At 45.7% G+C, this 16,118-nt stretch carries 16 protein-coding genes and 2 riboswitches; all 16 genes read left to right on the top strand.

The window, feature by feature from the left end:
- Positions 1-10 precede the first annotated feature (10 nt).
- The 16 genes from Tanf_RS14530 to Tanf_RS13175 all read left to right on the top strand — a co-directional run bounded on the left by Tanf_RS14530 (position 11) and on the right by Tanf_RS13175 (position 16,048).
- Positions 11-693, top strand: a protein-coding gene (locus Tanf_RS14530; RefSeq protein WP_369057636.1) for an IS1 family transposase whose coding sequence is annotated in 2 segments (ribosomal slippage) — positions 11-371 and positions 371-693 — 684 coding nt in all. Because the reading frame shifts where the segments join, the coding sequence is not laid out codon by codon here.
- A 65-nt stretch (positions 694-758) separates the two neighbouring features.
- Positions 759-1,352, top strand: a complete 594-nt coding sequence (locus Tanf_RS13245) for a hypothetical protein (protein ID WP_140230684.1) — start codon at positions 759-761, stop codon at positions 1,350-1,352.
- A gap of 576 nt (positions 1,353-1,928) precedes the next feature.
- The gene (locus tag Tanf_RS13240; RefSeq protein WP_046826179.1) at positions 1,929-2,261 is read left to right on the top strand and encodes a hypothetical protein; all 333 of its coding nucleotides are present in this window, start codon (positions 1,929-1,931) and stop codon (positions 2,259-2,261) included.
- Between the two features lie 285 nt (positions 2,262-2,546).
- Positions 2,547-2,756: riboswitch (cobalamin riboswitch) on the top strand.
- 118 nt (positions 2,757-2,874) lie between these two features.
- Positions 2,875-4,512 carry a hypothetical protein gene (locus Tanf_RS13235; protein ID WP_046826178.1) on the top strand — a complete coding sequence of 546 codons (1,638 nt, stop codon included), beginning with the start codon at positions 2,875-2,877 and terminating at the stop codon, positions 4,510-4,512.
- A gap of 18 nt (positions 4,513-4,530) precedes the next feature.
- Positions 4,531-4,896: a hypothetical protein gene (locus tag Tanf_RS13230; protein WP_041590738.1), complete on the top strand. Its 366-nt coding sequence runs from the start codon at positions 4,531-4,533 to the stop codon at positions 4,894-4,896.
- A gap of 105 nt (positions 4,897-5,001) precedes the next feature.
- Positions 5,002-5,400: a DUF4372 domain-containing protein gene (locus Tanf_RS13225; RefSeq protein ID WP_046826176.1), complete on the top strand. Its 399-nt coding sequence runs from the start codon at positions 5,002-5,004 to the stop codon at positions 5,398-5,400.
- Complete coding sequence (locus tag Tanf_RS13220; RefSeq protein WP_041590740.1) at positions 5,372-6,121, top strand: IS4 family transposase; 750 nt, start codon at positions 5,372-5,374, stop codon at positions 6,119-6,121. The genes Tanf_RS13225 and Tanf_RS13220 overlap by 29 nt, the downstream gene beginning before the upstream one ends.
- Positions 6,122-6,677: 556 nt before the next feature.
- A complete protein-coding gene (locus Tanf_RS13215) occupies positions 6,678-6,863 on the top strand; it encodes a hypothetical protein (RefSeq protein WP_041590741.1) in 186 nt (61 codons plus the stop codon).
- 121 nt (positions 6,864-6,984) lie between these two features.
- A riboswitch (cobalamin riboswitch) is annotated at positions 6,985-7,194 on the top strand.
- Between the two features lie 265 nt (positions 7,195-7,459).
- A complete protein-coding gene (locus Tanf_RS13210) occupies positions 7,460-8,920 on the top strand; it encodes a 4-hydroxyphenylacetate 3-hydroxylase family protein (RefSeq protein WP_014224837.1) in 1,461 nt (486 codons plus the stop codon).
- Positions 8,921-8,924: 4 nt separating this feature from the next.
- Complete coding sequence (locus Tanf_RS13205) at positions 8,925-9,242, top strand: NifU family protein (RefSeq protein ID WP_080948651.1); 318 nt, start codon at positions 8,925-8,927, stop codon at positions 9,240-9,242.
- 2 nt (positions 9,243-9,244) lie between these two features.
- The gene (locus Tanf_RS13200) at positions 9,245-10,537 is read left to right on the top strand and encodes an acetyl-CoA hydrolase/transferase family protein (RefSeq protein ID WP_014224839.1); all 1,293 of its coding nucleotides are present in this window, start codon (positions 9,245-9,247) and stop codon (positions 10,535-10,537) included.
- Between the two features lie 32 nt (positions 10,538-10,569).
- The gene (locus tag Tanf_RS13195; RefSeq protein WP_046826175.1) at positions 10,570-11,685 is read left to right on the top strand and encodes a 4-hydroxybutyrate dehydrogenase; all 1,116 of its coding nucleotides are present in this window, start codon (positions 10,570-10,572) and stop codon (positions 11,683-11,685) included.
- A 12-nt stretch (positions 11,686-11,697) separates the two neighbouring features.
- The gene (locus Tanf_RS13190) at positions 11,698-13,056 is read left to right on the top strand and encodes an aldehyde dehydrogenase family protein (RefSeq protein ID WP_046826174.1); all 1,359 of its coding nucleotides are present in this window, start codon (positions 11,698-11,700) and stop codon (positions 13,054-13,056) included.
- A gap of 25 nt (positions 13,057-13,081) precedes the next feature.
- Complete coding sequence (locus Tanf_RS13185; RefSeq protein WP_014224842.1) at positions 13,082-14,230, top strand: acyl-CoA dehydrogenase; 1,149 nt, start codon at positions 13,082-13,084, stop codon at positions 14,228-14,230.
- Positions 14,231-14,236: 6 nt separating this feature from the next.
- Entirely contained in the window at positions 14,237-15,019 is a 783-nt protein-coding gene (locus Tanf_RS13180; RefSeq protein ID WP_014224843.1) for an electron transfer flavoprotein subunit beta/FixA family protein, read from the top strand.
- Positions 15,020-15,040: 21 nt separating this feature from the next.
- Positions 15,041-16,048: an electron transfer flavoprotein subunit alpha/FixB family protein gene (locus tag Tanf_RS13175; RefSeq protein WP_014224844.1), complete on the top strand. Its 1,008-nt coding sequence runs from the start codon at positions 15,041-15,043 to the stop codon at positions 16,046-16,048.
- Positions 16,049-16,118 lie beyond the last annotated feature (70 nt).

Here is a 16,118-nt window from a genome sequence, read left to right as displayed (position 1 = left end):
GAAAAAAACTATGGATTGTCCAAGATGTGGAAGCATAAATCATCGTAAAGATGGCATTGTCGGTGGTCGTCAGCGCCATTATTGTAAAGATTGTCATTATCGTTATACTGTTCAACAGAAATCTAATACAAAATCAGCTGCTACTCGTAGATTAGCTTTGGAGATGTACTTGGAGGGCTTAGGTTTTAGAGCAATCGGACGCATATTGAAAATAAGTCATACAATTGTTTACTATTGGGTAAAAGAATGGGGTGAAAGGGTGGCTTTACCACAAAAAGAGGAACCTGTTTCAGTTGTTGAATTAGATGAGATGCACACATATATAGGTTCAAAAAAAACTACTGTTGGGTATGGATTGCTGTTGATCGATTTGGAAAACGATTTATCTCTTTTGTCTGTGGGGACAGAAGCACAGATACAGGGATGAAGCTTTGGAAGAAGATAAAAAACATTCCTGCATCTGTGTATTATTCTGACTATTGGAAGAGCTATAAGGAATTTCTTCCTAATGTAAAACACATTCAAACGAAGGCAGAAACTTATACAGTCGAAGGTTATAATAGCAGAATAAGGCATTATTTAGCAAGGTTCAAACGAAAAGGGAAGTGTTATAGTAAGGCAAAACATATGATAGAAAAATCCCTAAAATTACTTTTTCTAAAACTAAACAACGAGCTAGCTATATGTGTTTAACAATACCATAAATTGTTTTTCAGATACAAAGTAAAAATGTCGGTTATAGGTAGATGAAACGGAATATGAAAAAATTATTTAGAAATATATTAAGTGCAGGCATTCTTATAGCAATTTGCTGCAATTGTTCTGACTCGGGGGTAGTACAGGCCGTTTCCCACAATGCTCGTATAAAAGTACTGTATTGCGATAAATCCGGCCATCTATTGAATCTTGGCAAAGGTAAAAATACGATTGAATTGATTTCCGTAAAAAAAGATGGCAGTCATATCGATGATTATGTTCCCGAATCATTGGGCTATGGAGACGAGATGATGATAAACTTGAAAGTCAATACGTATTGGGGTACTTATGAATCGGAATTACACAAGTATACCGTGAAGTGGAAGTCGAATGTTTCCACGGACGCGGACAGTCTGAATGTAACTATCCAAGGGCCTTTTCTTATCCATTATAAAAAAGATGTTTTATATAACGGTAAAAAAATATCTTTATGGGATAATGCGGATTACGGATTAAAAATGGATTTCTACGATAGGTTCCGTGAGGTTAAAGATAATATTTATCGTTATAAAGGCGGTATGGATACCATAGCTCTTTTGGATCAACAAGTATTGACTCTGATCATCCCGATTGATACGATGTCGATCGTGAACTAAAAAAGGCATAATCAACCTTAAAAGGCAGTCAGGGAGAGTATCCTTGGCTGCCCTTTGCAGTAACAGCATCAACATACTCACACAAATACAATATTTTCTGTAAGCTATTGATTATATTGTGATTTAACAGACTTCTCCCTTCTTCTTTTCTACTCCGAAAAAGACATAGGTTGTGAATCTATATTAGTGGAAACGAAAAGTGAATCGTGAAAAGCGAAGCCTTTCGGGCGTTGATTTGTTGAATTGTTGGCTGAATGCTGACGGCTAAGATCAATTACGAATGACGATATCCGAACGCAAACGGCGCAAATAAATGCAGGACTAAATAATATTAAAGGAACTTCTCTCGGTAATAAAAGGCTCAAGAGTCCAGCCATTAAAAAGAACGATTCTTCAATCTGAGTCTTCCCTACAGACATATCCCCAAATATTCAGGTGCAACAACCATTGACCTCTGCAACAAGCCCTTCAAGAAGCCACATAAACATGGCATCAGAAACTTCCTTTATCAACATAAATCATAATAAATTATAAAGCCTATTGGGGTGATTTATTAAAGACTCACCCGGCGAAAACATGCCTAAAATCGAAGTGGATAAAAACGAAGTAACCGTTGCAGGAGATTATGCATCTACCACACTCTTCAAGATTAGCACCTCCGCCGGTATTTCTCGATTAAGACTACGCTTTGAAGACGTAGACACTGTGCTTTACAATAAATTGAAGCCTCCTTTCAATCTGTATGACGACTCAATGGAAGGCGATTGGTACGTTGTCGGGACAGCGGGTCATGAATTGGCCGTCGTGCTGCAAAAGAACGATACGGGGAAAGAGCGAACGCTTTGGATCAGTCTGGATCGGGTAGCTTATCTCCCGGCAATCGTGACAATTCATCAACAAGCACAATGAGAGCCGGTGTAGTCAAGAATAGCCATTAAACTTACGGTAAAATCCGAACGCTGAAAAACTGATGGCTGTGAAAGCTCCAACGCAAACCCGGTAGAAAACAGCGGCACATTGGCCGGAGGGCTGAAAACATCGGATGAAGCGCAGGCGATTTCAAGTCTTGCGAACCCTGTATAACAACACTCTGAACTTTCTTTCAGACAGAAGAACAATATGGAATCGATCTAAAAGAGAGGGTCGGATGTCGTTTTTTTTCATTTATTCTTGTTCGATCGGAAAATACTGATTTCCTTTGTCCCCGTCACAGGTGATTCATCATGCGTTCATGGATGATGGATTGAAAAGGGAATCCGGTGCGAGTCCGGAACTGTACCCTCAGCTGTAATTTCAGTAGGATGGTTTTGCATTCTTTTTGATCACTGTATGCCACATCAAGGCTACGGGAAGATCGCAAAACCTTGAAAAAGTCAGAAGACCTGCCTGGGCGACTTTTTTTCATTCTTGGGGAACAGGGAATGAAAAAGACTGCAACATATTTGAATCGAATAGATGTATTATTATTTTTTAAAATTAATAATTAAACCAGTATGAAAAAATGTTTTTTTGTGTAGGAAGAATGGTAGGAGTTTTTCTACTTTTATTGAATTCTTGTTCTGATAATGCCCTTTTAGAGGATGGCATCAATGCCTCCGAAAGAGAAAAAGCAGAAAGAGTAATGTTGAGAAATGCAAATGAAGATGAGACGGAAAAATATCTCGTGCAATTTGCAGAAGTGCTTTCAAAGGCTGTCTATGAAAGAGAAGATGTACGCGCATTTTTGAAAAAAGAGTCCCTAAAGCAATTTGACAAAAACTATGATGTCTTATACGAGCTTGTAAAAGAAGAAACCATCAACGGAAAATCCTTCCGAGATATCCTTGTTTCCTATTCTTCGGATAAGATAATCAGAGAAATTGAAACCAATGTATCTTTATTAAATATTTTGGTTCCCAAAATTGCTCTGTTTAAAGTAGAACCAGAGAATTTGAACACTGAAGACAATGAAATTCCAGTAGCAATATCTAGAGATTCCGAGACATCGCTTTATTTAAATGGTAAAAAAGAATTAAGCCTCCAAAAAGGGGAAGTGCCAAGCTTTCATGTATTTGTGGTAAATGAAAATAGTCGAGTTGTAGCTGTAAATGAAGAGAGTGAAATGCTTGCTTCAACCGGAAGCACAAAAGCAAAAAGGGTTAGAAGTATGAATACCGGAACAAATCGCAAGTCTATTATTTTCAAATCTCCAAACTTTGATGGAGGGAATAATTCGGAAGCAGTGGATACAAGATCGGCTTGGGTAGGAAGTGATATAGTTGGAGAGAAAGAGTTGGAAGCTTTTGAGTATTTTTATACTAATGATGGAAGTGTTAATCAAAAAGCACTTCAACGTGACTATATTTATTATGGAATAACACCTCAAAAAACATCAGGAAGTCTAAATCGATCTATATCAGAATACATTTCTTTTTTAGAAATAAATCCCAAAACCTACTTTAAAATATCAGATCAGCGAGATTCACCATCTCCTAATAAAGACCCCTATATTAAAGAAGATGAAATCGTTAATATGAAACGTGAACTTTCCGAGGCGGAATTAGTAGATAGAATGTGGACAAAAGGTGCATATGAATTTCGATTTGAAATAGTAACATCGACAAATCAACATCCTTATATCGTATATATACCGTTGAGACCAGATGAAATATGGGACTTTCATATTGACTATGAGTATATACACCATACTTTCTTTAGACATTCTAAACATATATATAAAATAGATCCTAATAAATTTACTGCCAAAAGAGTGAATTTGACACCCAATAGAATATCATTTGGCAAATGGCACCTTGCAGAAGAATCGATTTACCGATATGTAACAATTTTAGAAGAAGATGAAAGTATAGAAAATACATATGAAAATGAATATGAGACCACTCGTGTACAAATGGACAAATTTAAAGGAGACGTAAAAGTAGGTTTAGGTCTTGGAAAAATTAATATAAATGGGGGTGTAGAGACTGAAAAAACAGAAACAAACAGTATCAGAGAGAAGAAGAAAGTAATTGTTAGAAGAAAAGAGGCGTCTGATCACTTAGGAAGTGTTCGCATCTATTTTTATGATCCTATTATTGAAAATGTTCTTTGGAAAGGGGTATTTCATGAGGTTTATACATACAATACAGGTATCGTTACATTTGGCATTTCTGTACGATAAGATAAATCATATTCAATTATGAAATCACAAAAATCACAACTTCTTTTTACTTTATTCACAGTTATGATATACAGTATGGTATTATGTAGTTGTGAGAAAGAAAACGGATATGCAAAAAAGGAGAAGAAAGAAAACCAAGTGACTATGAAAGTCTTTTGTAATACTTCCGGTGTACCTGTAAGAATATATGGGTACAAGTCTGGTGGTCTAATCATTAAAGATCAATGGGAAGGTGAATTTGTTACAAAAGACTGGGAAGTACAGTTAGTTGCTTACTGTAATGATAAAACAGCATTGGTAACATTAGAAATTTATGTAAATGGAAAGTTAAAAAGCAGAGGAGAGGGAAATAGCTATGTGGCTATTGGCGCCAAATTAAAATAACCTTTTTCATTACTGACCGACAAAAGTTTAGAATAAAAATAAGGGGCTCCACCGAAGCATTGCCCCCAAAGCTGTAAATTTGTATTGCAACGCAAATTCTCAACTATGGGCAAAGATAATACAAAGAAATTAGTTGGTCAGCCGATTTTCAAACAAATCGTAAAAATACTTCCGCGTGAGCAGTTTGACATCTTGGTACGACAATGCGGCAGAGACCGTTATTATAAGGCATTCTTTTCGTGGGATCAACTTATCGTGATGTTGTTCGGGATATTTTCCCGCTGCGATTCTATGGGCGAAGTCTGCGACGGTATGCGGGCGCTGGAAGGCAAGCTGAATTACCTGAACATGGATTGTGCACCGGCGAAGAGTACGGCGGGTGACGCCTTGCGCGAGAGGAGAGCTTTTCAGGTTGTATTACTTTGCTTTGATAGCCTATTTCTGTCCGCTTTTGTCGGTCAGCCGGAAAAAGGACGTGGGTTTCGAGGAGTTTTACGCCTTTGACTCCACTACGGTGACCTTGTTTTCGGACATCATGAAAGGTGTGGGGCGCAACCCCAAGGACGACGGGAAGAAGAAAGGCGGGCTGAAAGTCCACATGCTGACCGACGTACACGCCGACACGGCCGTTTTCGCCACCATCAGCGAGGCGAAAATGCACGACAAGAAGTTTCTGTCCCACCTGAATCCGTCGAAAGGCAGCATGCCGGTCTTCGACAAGGCGTACAATTTCTATTGTCTGTTTTCCGACCGGACAAAAGAGGGGGTCAACTTTGTCTGCCGGTTGAAAGACAATGCCAAATCTCAATTACAGGAAGTCTTGTTCGAGAAGGAACTCAAAAAAGAAGAATCCGGTGTTTACAAAATAGAACATATCCACCTGGATTATAAACGGGGAAAGAAAAAAGAGACTCTTTGTCTGCGTTTGGTTTATTACAAGGACGAAAAAGGCAGGAAATACAAGTTTATCACCAACAACTGGGAGATAGCGCCCGAAGAAGTCGCTTTGATTTACAAATACAGGTGGACTATAGAGCTGACATTCAAAAAACTGAAACAAAACTTTCAACTGCACTTCTTCTACTCGGAAACGGAAAACGGGATAAAGACACAGGTCTGGTGCACGCTGATTGCCCATTTGCTGTTAAACGTGGTGCGAGTCTTGTCCGGGGAGCAAAAAGGCGTTTTCAACCATCGCGGCATTGGTGCGGATACACTTGATTAGTCACTTGGATTTAATTTGGGTGGTGACAGAAGGACGTAAAGCCTACTCCAAACGTACTAAAAGTAAAAATAAAAACCCTTCGAATGTTCAATTATCTTTATTTTAGAAGGAGGCAGCTTTTGAAAAACAGAAAAAGAAATGATAAATGCATGTATATTAACTAATTACAGATAAAAGCCGATGGATTTTGATTTTAGTCGGTTAATAGTGAATCTTTTTCTCTTAAAGACTAAGTAATGTTATACATTCCTTCATTCTTTCTTTTATGGAAAGGATGGCGGAATTTTCTATACAAACTAAAAATGGAATCATTGAGTAAATGAGCTATAGCGAAGAAAATAATCTTTTTTGCTTTCTCTTTTTTCTGGCCACTTAAATATAAAAAACTCTTCTTTTTATCTGATAAATCGATGTGGGAGCCAGTTTACAGTATTGACAACAAGTTCACAAGTCGATATGGAGATGAAAAACATGACTTGGCAGACGTATGAGGAGGCGTGGCACAAGGTGATAACGACATAGAATTCGAATAATTTCCTTGTGTCGGTCAGCAATCATGTACGGCTTAGATTTTCGCAAAAAGACCGTATGTAGCGCCCTCCGACGGAGGCAAAAAGCCGGCAGAGCCGCATATTACCAGACACGGCGGATGAACTGCAAAGAACAGTCCGGAGCAACGATAGCACCGGCCGACACTATCCTCAACGAGCAACTTCCGTTCCGTTACGCTCGCTTACAATAACTTGTTTATTAGCATATCTTCATCCTCTTTCAGACAGAAAACAAATATGGAATCGATCTAAAAGAGAGGGTCGGATGTCATTTTTTTTCATTTATTCTTGTTCGATCGGAAAATACTGATTTCCTTTGTCCCCGTCACAGGTGATTCATCATGCGTTCATGGATGATGGATTGAAAAGGGAATCCGGTGCGAGTCCGGAACTGTACCCTCAGCTGTAATTTCAGTAGAATGGTTTTGCATTCTTTTTGATCACTGTATGCCACATCAAGGCTACGGGAAGATCGCAAAACCTTGAAAAAGTCAGAAGACCTGCCTGGGCGACTTTTTTTCATTCTTGGGGAACAGGGAATGGAAAAGACTGCAACATATTTGAATAGATATAATTGTTGAATCTATTGCGAGAAGACAGGTTCGTGGTGTGTACACGAGGTCTTCGGATGGGTGTGTAACGCAACAGACCTTGTTCTGTGTCGACGTAAGGAAGAGTCGCGTCGTTCCGGAATCGGTGTGGAGGCGAAGTATATCCTTTTTGTTCTTCTTCGCAATGGAAGAATCGGGCAAACCGGACATTTTTTAACTTATAAAAAGAAATATACATGAAGACAAGAGAAGAGTACGTGGAAAGCCTCAGGAAGCTGAACCTGAAGGTGTATTTTATGGGTGAACGGATTCATAATCCAGTCGATCATCCGGTAATCAGGCCGTCGCTCAACTCCATCGCCATGACGTATGAATTGGCCGAAATGGAGGAGTACAAGGATATCATGACGGCGACATCGAACCTGACCGGCAAAACGGTCAACCGGTTCTGCCATCTGCATCAAAGCCCCGAAGACTTGAAGAAGAAAGTGAAAATGCAACGCCTGCTCGGACAGAAGACTGCAAGTTGTTTCCAGCGATGCGTCGGAATGGATGCCTTCAATGCCATCTATTCAACGACCTACGAAATGGATCAAGCCCTTGGCACAGAATACCACAAACGCTTTGTGGAATACATGAAATATGTACAGGATAACGACCTCGTAGTCGATGGGGCAATGACCGACCCGAAAGGCGACCGAGGACTCTCGCCATCGCAACAGGAAGACCCCGATCTATATGTTCATATCAACGAAGTAAGACCTGACGGCATCGTGGTGACAGGTGCCAAGGCCCACCAGACGGGAGCCGTAAACTCGCATGAGCACCTGATTATGCCGACGATCGCCATGAAAGAAGCCGACGCCGACTATGCCGTATCGTTTGCCATCGAGAGCGATGCCGAAGGAATCACGATGATCTACGGACGTCAGTCGTGCGACACGCGCAAGATGGAAGAAGGCGCCGACATTGACCTCGGCAATCCGATGTTCGGAGGGCACGAAGCGCTCGTCGTGTTCGACCATGTATTTATCCCCAACGAGCGAGTATTTATGTGTAAAGAATATCAGTTTGCCGGCATGATGGTCGAGCGTTTCGCCGGGTATCACCGCCAGTCATACGGAGGATGCAAGGTCGGTGTGGGCGACGTCCTGATTGGCGCGGCCGCTCTGGCTGCCGATTATAACGGCGTACCCAAAGCATCGCATATCAAAGATAAACTCATTGAGATGATTCACCTGAACGAGACGTTGTATGCCTGTGGAATCGCCTGCTCGTCGGAAGGGGTGAAGATGCCGGCCGGAAATTATATGATCGACCTGCTGCTGGCCAATGTCTGCAAACAGAATGTGACCCGTTTCCCGTATGAAATCACCCGTTTGGCCGAAGATATTGCCGGTGGACTGATGGTCACCATGCCGTCGGAACGGGACTTGCACTCGGAAGAAACGGGCGATATCGTCCGTAAATATCTGGCCGGAGCAAAAGGTAAAGACACCACCAACCGGATGCGTATCCTGCGTCTGATTGAGAATTTAACATTGGGGACGGCTGCCGTCGGCTACCGTACGGAGTCACTGCACGGAGCCGGATCGCCGCAAGCACAACGCATCATGATCGCACGTCAGGGCGATCTGGAGGCCAAGAAGAAAATGGCGCGCACCATCGCCCGCATCGACGAATCGTTAGACCAATAAGAACGTGAAGGAAACGGAACGATTCATCGAGAAAGAGGCCGTCACTGCCGTGCTGCGCGAAAAGGTCAGCCCTCTCCTGCGCAGTCACGGTGGAGACTTGACACTGACGGGGATCTTCCGGTCGGTCGTCAGAGTGTCTTTCACCGGAGCATGCCGATATTGTCCTTCGGCCTGCGAAACGCTCGAGCACGTCGTGCAGAAAATCCTTCGCGAAGCGCTGAGCGACGAAACGATCCGCGTGGAAACCGACTATGGCGTCAGTCAGGCACTGCTCGATGAAGCAAAACGGATCCTTCGAAAAACCCATGAATCGAATTTATAACAATGGAATGGAAAACAACCTATCGTAACAAAATTGTCTCGGCTGACGAAGCCGTCAGACAGATTCGCAACAATGAGCTGGTATCATTGGGTCATGCCGCCGGAGTGCCGCAGATGTGTGTCGATGCCTTGGTACGAAACTCTACGTATTTCAAAAACGTCGGCATTTATCACATGTTAGTTCTGGGCGAAGCAAAATATACGGAACCAGGGATGGAAGAGGCTTTCCGCCATGTCGCGAGTTTTATTGGGGCGAATACGCGTTCGGCGATCAAAGAGAAGCGGGTCGATTTTCTTCCGGCTTTCCTTTCCGAAGTGCCCCGCATGATTCGTGAGCGACTCATCCCCGTCGATGTCGCCATCGTACAGCTCTCACCCCCTGACGAGGACGGGAATTGCAGCTTCGGCATATCGTCGGATTATTCGAAGCCATCAACCGAACATGCGCGGTTAGTGATCGGCGAGATCAACGAGCAGATGCCGTACATCGGAGGAGATAACCTGATTCATCTGTCGAAGCTCGACTGTATCGTGGAAGCCGACTATCCGCTTTACACGATTGCGCCTCCTCGTATCACCGAGGTAGAGGAGGCCATCGGGAGAAACTGTGCTACTCTGATCGAGGACGGAGCAACCCTTCAGTTGGGTATCGGCGCGATTCCGGATGCCGTGCTTCTTTTCCTGAAAGACAAGAAAAATCTGGGGATCCATTCGGAGATGTTCTCGGACGGAGTGCTGGAGTTAGTCAAAAACGGTGTAATCAACGGAAAGGCAAAAACGTTACATCCGAATAAAATGGTGGCAACGTTCCTGATGGGGACGCAGGCGTTGTATGACTTTGTGAATCATAACCCCGACGTGGAGATGTATCCGTCGGATTATGTGAATGACCCTCGGGTAATTGCGCAAAACGATCGGATGATCAGCATCAACAGTTGTCTTTCGGTCGATCTTGCCGGTCAGGTTTCGTCGGAGAGCATTGGCTTGCAGCAAATCAGCGGGACGGGCGGTCAGGTAGATTATGTACGTGGCAGCATGTGGTCGAGAGGCGGAAAAAGCATCATGGCCATGCCTTCGACGGCAAAAAACGGTACGACTTCGCGGATCGTAGCCACACTGACCGAAGGCACCACGGTCACAACCTCGCGCAACGATGTGGATTACGTGGTGACCGAATACGGAGTCGCCCGTCTGAGAGGCAAATCGCTCCGCGAACGCGCCAAGGCATTGATCAAGATTGCTCATCCCGATTTCAGAGAAGAATTGGAAGCATTTTATCAACAGCGATTTCATTAAGTCCGATACGTATCATTCAAAATATTACGAATATGCAACTATTCAAATTAAAAACAACGATTCACCGGTTCGAATCATTCGGTGATTTTGCGAAAACATTTGCTCTCGGCGAGAATGACCTTGTTATTACCAACGAGTTTCTGTATGAGCCTTACATGAAATCGTGCGCCCTTCCCTGCCGCTTTATCATGCAGGAGAAGTACGGTTTGGGAGAACCGTCGGACGAAATGATGAACAGCATGCTGAATGATGTGGCGAATCTGCGCTATACACGGGTCATTGCCATTGGCGGAGGAACGGTGATCGACATCTCGAAGCTCTTCGTACTGCAAGGACTCAAGAATGTATCGGAGGCGTTCGACCGTAAGATATCGCTTATCAAAGAAAAACAGTTGGTTATCATTCCGACTACTTGCGGAACAGGCAGCGAAGTAACGAATCTCTCCATCGCCGAAATCAAAAGCCGTCATACGAAAATGGGACTGGCCGACGATACAATTCTGGCCGACGACGCCGTCATCATTCCGGAGTTACTGCGAGGACTGCCGTTCAAATTTTATGCGTGCAGCGCTATTGATGCGTTGATACATGCGATTGAATCCTATGTCTCTCCCAAAGCGAACCCGTACACGCGGATTTTCAGCGAGGCCGCCTGGAACATCATTCTCGATGTGTTCAAAGAGATTGCTGCCAAAGGGCAGGACTGCCGTTTCGAGAAAATGGGCGAGATGATCATGGCCAGCAACTTCGCGGGAATCGCTTTCGGGAATGCCGGGGTAGGCGCCGTACATGCGCTCTCGTATCCGCTCGGAGGCACGTATCATGTACCACACGGCGAAGCAAACTATCAGTTTTTTACCGAGGTCTTCAAGATGTATCAGGCCAAGAACCCGGAAGGAAGCATTGCAGAGCTGAACAAAAAAATCGGGGAACGACTGAACTGTAGCCCTGAAGAGGTGTTCCCCGAGTTAGATAAGTTGCTGGGTTGTCTGATCGAGAAACGGCCGCTCCGGGAATACGGCATGAAACCCGAAGAAGTAAAAGGCTTCGCCGAGTCTGTTGTGAAAACACAGCAGCGTCTGCTGGCCAATAATTACGTGGCATTGACTCAGGATGAGATGGAAACCATTTATCAAACGTTATATTAAATCATCAACACTATGGAAATTAAAGAAATGATCGCTCGGGCTCGCGCGGCACAGAAGGAGTATCAGGAAAGATTTAATCAGGACACGGTCGACGAAGTCGTAAAAGCAGCGACCAAAGTCGTATATGATCGTGCCGAATTATTGGCGCAAATGGCCATCGACGAGACGCAGATGGGGGTGTACGAACACAAGGTCGCCAAAAACAGAAATAAGGCAAAAGGCGTATGGAGTAACCTGCAAGGTAAAAAATCGATGGGAGTGATGGATATCGATGACAAAACAGGACTGATCAAAATAGCCAAGCCCGTAGGAGTCGTTGCTGCCATCACACCAATGACAAACCCGATTGTGACCCCGATGGCTAATATCGCTTTCGCGTTGAAGACGAAGAATGCCATCATCGTAGCACCGCATCCCAAAGCCAAAAATTGTTCGACATACACGGTCAACAAAATCATCGAGTGTCTACGCAATTATAACGTTCCCGAAGGACTGATTCAGATCATCGAAGAGCCAAGCATCGAAAAAACGCAGGAACTTATGGCTTCCGTCGATGTGGTGGTGGCTACCGGAGGCATGCAGATGGTACATTCGGCCTATTCGTCGGGCAAACCGTCGTTTGGCGTGGGAGCCGGCAACGTACAGGTGATCCTGGACCGTTTTATCGATTACGACGAAGCAGCCGACAAGATTATCACGGGGCGTGCTTTCGACAACGGCATCATTTGTTCGGGCGAGCAGAGTTTTATCTATCATGCGAAAGATAAACAGGAAGTTTTTGAATCTTTCGTAAAGCACGGTGCATATTTCGTACCCGAAGAAGACCGTGAGAAAGTCGTGAATGCCATCTTCAATAACGGCGCTCTTTGTCGCGACATCGTAGGGCAGAGTGTTGAAATGATCAGTCGAAAAGCAGGTATCTCCGTTCCTGAAGGAACCAGGGTACTGGTCGTGCAGGCTCATGGAGTCGGCCAGGAAGATATGATATGTAAAGAGAAGATGTGCCCTGTCATGGCCTGCTTCCCGTATAATTATTTTGAAGAAGCCATCGATATTGCAAAGACGAATTTGAACCTCGAAGGCAGCGGCCATACGGCAGGTATCCACTCGAACGATCAGGCCAATATCATCAAAGCCGGAATGGAAATCTCCGTCTCACGCCTGATTGTCAATGCACCTTGTTCCATCACTGCCGGCGGGTCGATTCAGAATGGGTTGTCCGTGACCACCACGCTGGGATGCGGAAGCTGGGGAAATAATTCCATCTCGGAGAACTTTACCTACAAACACTTGCTCAATATCACACGCGTTGCACAGGTGTCACCGCATATTCAGATCCCTACCGACGACGAAATCTGGGCAATGAAATAAAATCAACAGACCAAGATAGAAATGTATGGATTTTAATCAGACACGTGAGGAGGCCTTGTTCCTCCAGATGATTCGCACCTTTGCCGAGAAAGAGGTGAAACCGCTGGCTGCGGAAATCGATGAGCAGGAGCGTTTCCCGATAGAGACCGTGCGTAAGATGGGGAAAATCGGGCTGATGGGCATTCCTTTTCCGGTAGAGTACGGCGGAGCGGGAGCCACAAATCAGATGTATTCCATGGCGGTCGAAGAACTGTCGAAAGTGTGTGCTACCACGGGAGTCGTACTGTCGGCGCATACGTCGCTGTGCACCGCCCCCATCTATGAGCACGGCACTGAAGAGCAGAAGAAAAAGTATCTGCCCAAACTTTGTTCGGGCGAGTGGATCGGTGCCTTCGGGCTGACCGAGCCAAATGCCGGAACGGATGCGGCCGCACAGCAGACCTTCGCCGAGGAGGAAGACGATCACTACATCCTCAACGGGAATAAAATATTTATCACCAATGCCGAGTATGCCCATGTATATGTCATCTTCGCCATGACGGATAAAAGTCTTGGCACGAAAGGAATCACGGCTTTCATCGTAGAGAAAGGTATGCCCGGATTCAGCATCGGAAAGAAAGAATTGAAAATGGGGATACGGGGATCGGCCACATGCGAACTGATCTTTGAGCATTGCATCGTTCCGAAGGAAAACATGCTCGGCACGGTAGGCAACGGCTTCAAGATTGCGATGAAGACGCTCGACGGAGGACGTATCGGGATTGCATCGCAGGCATTGGGAATAGCGCAAGGCGCCATGGACGAGACGGTAAAATACGTGACCGAGAGAAAGCAGTTCGGTAAATCCATCGGTCAGTTCCAGAACACGCAGTTCCAGCTCGCCGATCTGGCAACGCGCATCGAAGCGGCTCGCCTGCTGGTACGAAAAGCCTCGTGGAAAAAAGATCGGAAGATGAATTATACGATGGATTCGGCCATGGCCAAGCTGTATTGTGCCGAGGTAGCGATGGATATGACCATCAAAGCTGTCCAGTATCACGGCGGATACGGTTATACCCGCGAATATCCGGTAGAACGGATGATGCGCGACGCGAAGATTACCGAGATTTACGAAGGTACATCCGAAGTACAGCGACTTGTGATTGCCTCCAACCTACTAAAAAAGAAAAAATAATACATTATGAATATCGTTGTTTGTATCAAACAAGTTCCGGATACGACGGAAATCAAACTCGATCCGGTGAAAGGAACGCTTATCCGCGACGGGGTGCCGAGCATCATGAATCCGGACGACAAGTGCGGACTGGAACAGGCATTGCTCCTGAAAGACAAGTTCGGGGCGCATGTTACGGTCCTTACGATGGGGCCGCCGCAGGCCGAAGCGATTCTTCGCGAAGCGTATGCCATGGGCGCAGACCGTGCCATCCTGCTTAGCGATCGGAAATTCGGCGGAGCCGACACGTGGGCAACATCGTACACGCTGGCTGCCGCCCTGCGAAACATCCCTTTCGATGTCATCTTCTCCGGAAGGCAGGCGATTGACGGCGACACGGCGCAGGTAGGTCCGCAGATTGCCGAACATCTCGGATTGCCGCAGGTTACGTATGTGGAACACGTAGAATATGACGGGGACGAGACGTTCACCGTCACCAAAAGCACGGAAGAAGGGTACGAGATACTCGAAGTCGGTCGGCCTTGTCTGTTCACCGTTATTTCGGCGGCCGAGCCGCCGCGCTATATGAATGTACGGCTCATCATGACTGCCTACGAGCGGGAAATTGAAGTGTGGGGTTTCGATCATATCCGTGTGGACGCGGAACAGATCGGTCTCAAAGGCTCTCCGACAAGGGTAGCCAAATCGTTCACCAAGGGAGCGAAAGCGATGGGAGTGCTGCATGAAGTATCTCCCGAAGAAGGCGCACAGATTATTTTTGAGAAATTGCAGGAAAAATTCATCATCTAACCCCGCTATTGTGATTACATCATGAACAAGGAAGAATATAAAGGAATCTTCGTCTTTGCCGAACAACGGGAAGGCGAAATCAAAAACGTAGCTTTTGAACTGATCGGAAAAGCGCGCGAGTTGGCCGAAGCTGTGGGTGAAGACGTCACGGCGCTGTTGCTCGGCGATCAAGTATCCCCCTTGGCACAGAGCCTGATCGAAGCGGGCGCCGACAGGGTGCTGGTCATCGACTCGCCCGAACTGAAAGATTATCTGACGGAGCCATACACGCAAGCCGTTACCCACCTGATCAAGACCTACAAGCCGGAAGTCCTGCTTATCGGAGCGTCGACGATCGGGCGCGATTTGGGCCCGCGTGTCTCGGCACGGGTAAAGACCGGGCTTACGGCCGACTGTACGGCGCTGGCCGTTTCGGACGAGCGCGACCTGCTGATGACGCGCCCCGCGTTCGGCGGAAATCTGATGGCGACGATTGTCTGCAAGGAACATCGTCCGCAGATATCGACCGTTCGCCCCGGAGTGATGCGCCGTCGCCCGGCCGACAAGAACCGTACAGGAGAGATCGTAAACGTAAACATGCAGTTTGATGCCTCGGCGTTCAAGGTACGTTTAGTCAAAAAAGAAAAGAAACCAAAGAGTCTGGTAGATATTACCGAAGCCAAAATCTTGGTATCCGGCGGACGCGGCGTAGGCAGCAAGGACGGCTTTTCACTGCTCGAAGCGCTGGCTTCGTCGATCTGTGCAGAGGTCTCCTCGTCTCGCGCGATGGTCGATGCCGGCCTGATCGATCACGAAAGGCAAGTCGGACAGACGGGCAAAACCGTTCGCCCCGACGTGTACTTTGCCTGTGGCATATCAGGCGCCATCCAGCACCTGGCAGGTATGGAAGAGTCGGACTATATCATTGCCATCAATAAAGACAAGTTCGCGCCGATCTTCCACGTGGCCGACCTCGGTATCGTGGCCGACCTGACGAAGGTCGTGCCGTTACTTACCCAGAAGCTGCAAAAGGCTCAGATGAAAACGTAAAACCGTAGACTTCTTTATTTATTTGGGTTTTGCCCCGGGACGGCACACGAACTTAGAAGTTCGTATCTGC

The sequence above is a fragment of the Tannerella forsythia genome (assembly GCF_001006485.1).
GTDB classification, from domain to species: Bacteria; Bacteroidota; Bacteroidia; order Bacteroidales; family Tannerellaceae; genus Tannerella; species Tannerella forsythia.
The sequence above is the reverse complement of the archived record's forward strand: the minus strand, read 5'-3'. Positions and strand labels throughout refer to the sequence as shown.

Excerpts from the sequence above, each read along its gene's own strand:
- Tanf_RS13245 (WP_140230684.1), top strand. The coding sequence starts at position 759 with ATGAAAAAATTATTTAGAAATATATTAAGTGCAGGCATTCTTATAGCA.
- Tanf_RS13240 (WP_046826179.1), top strand. The coding sequence starts at position 1,929 with ATGCCTAAAATCGAAGTGGATAAAAACGAAGTAACCGTTGCAGGAGAT.
- Tanf_RS13235 (WP_046826178.1), top strand. The coding sequence starts at position 2,875 with ATGGTAGGAGTTTTTCTACTTTTATTGAATTCTTGTTCTGATAATGCC.
- Tanf_RS13230 (WP_041590738.1), top strand. The coding sequence starts at position 4,531 with ATGAAATCACAAAAATCACAACTTCTTTTTACTTTATTCACAGTTATG.
- Tanf_RS13225 (WP_046826176.1), top strand. The coding sequence starts at position 5,002 with ATGGGCAAAGATAATACAAAGAAATTAGTTGGTCAGCCGATTTTCAAA.
- Tanf_RS13215 (WP_041590741.1), top strand. The coding sequence starts at position 6,678 with ATGTACGGCTTAGATTTTCGCAAAAAGACCGTATGTAGCGCCCTCCGA.
- Tanf_RS13210 (WP_014224837.1), top strand. The coding sequence starts at position 7,460 with ATGAAGACAAGAGAAGAGTACGTGGAAAGCCTCAGGAAGCTGAACCTG.
- Tanf_RS13200 (WP_014224839.1), top strand. The coding sequence starts at position 9,245 with ATGGAATGGAAAACAACCTATCGTAACAAAATTGTCTCGGCTGACGAA.
- Tanf_RS13195 (WP_046826175.1), top strand. The coding sequence starts at position 10,570 with ATGCAACTATTCAAATTAAAAACAACGATTCACCGGTTCGAATCATTC.
- Tanf_RS13190 (WP_046826174.1), top strand. The coding sequence starts at position 11,698 with ATGGAAATTAAAGAAATGATCGCTCGGGCTCGCGCGGCACAGAAGGAG.
- Tanf_RS13185 (WP_014224842.1), top strand. The coding sequence starts at position 13,082 with ATGGATTTTAATCAGACACGTGAGGAGGCCTTGTTCCTCCAGATGATT.
- Tanf_RS13180 (WP_014224843.1), top strand. The coding sequence starts at position 14,237 with ATGAATATCGTTGTTTGTATCAAACAAGTTCCGGATACGACGGAAATC.
- Tanf_RS13175 (WP_014224844.1), top strand. The coding sequence starts at position 15,041 with ATGAACAAGGAAGAATATAAAGGAATCTTCGTCTTTGCCGAACAACGG.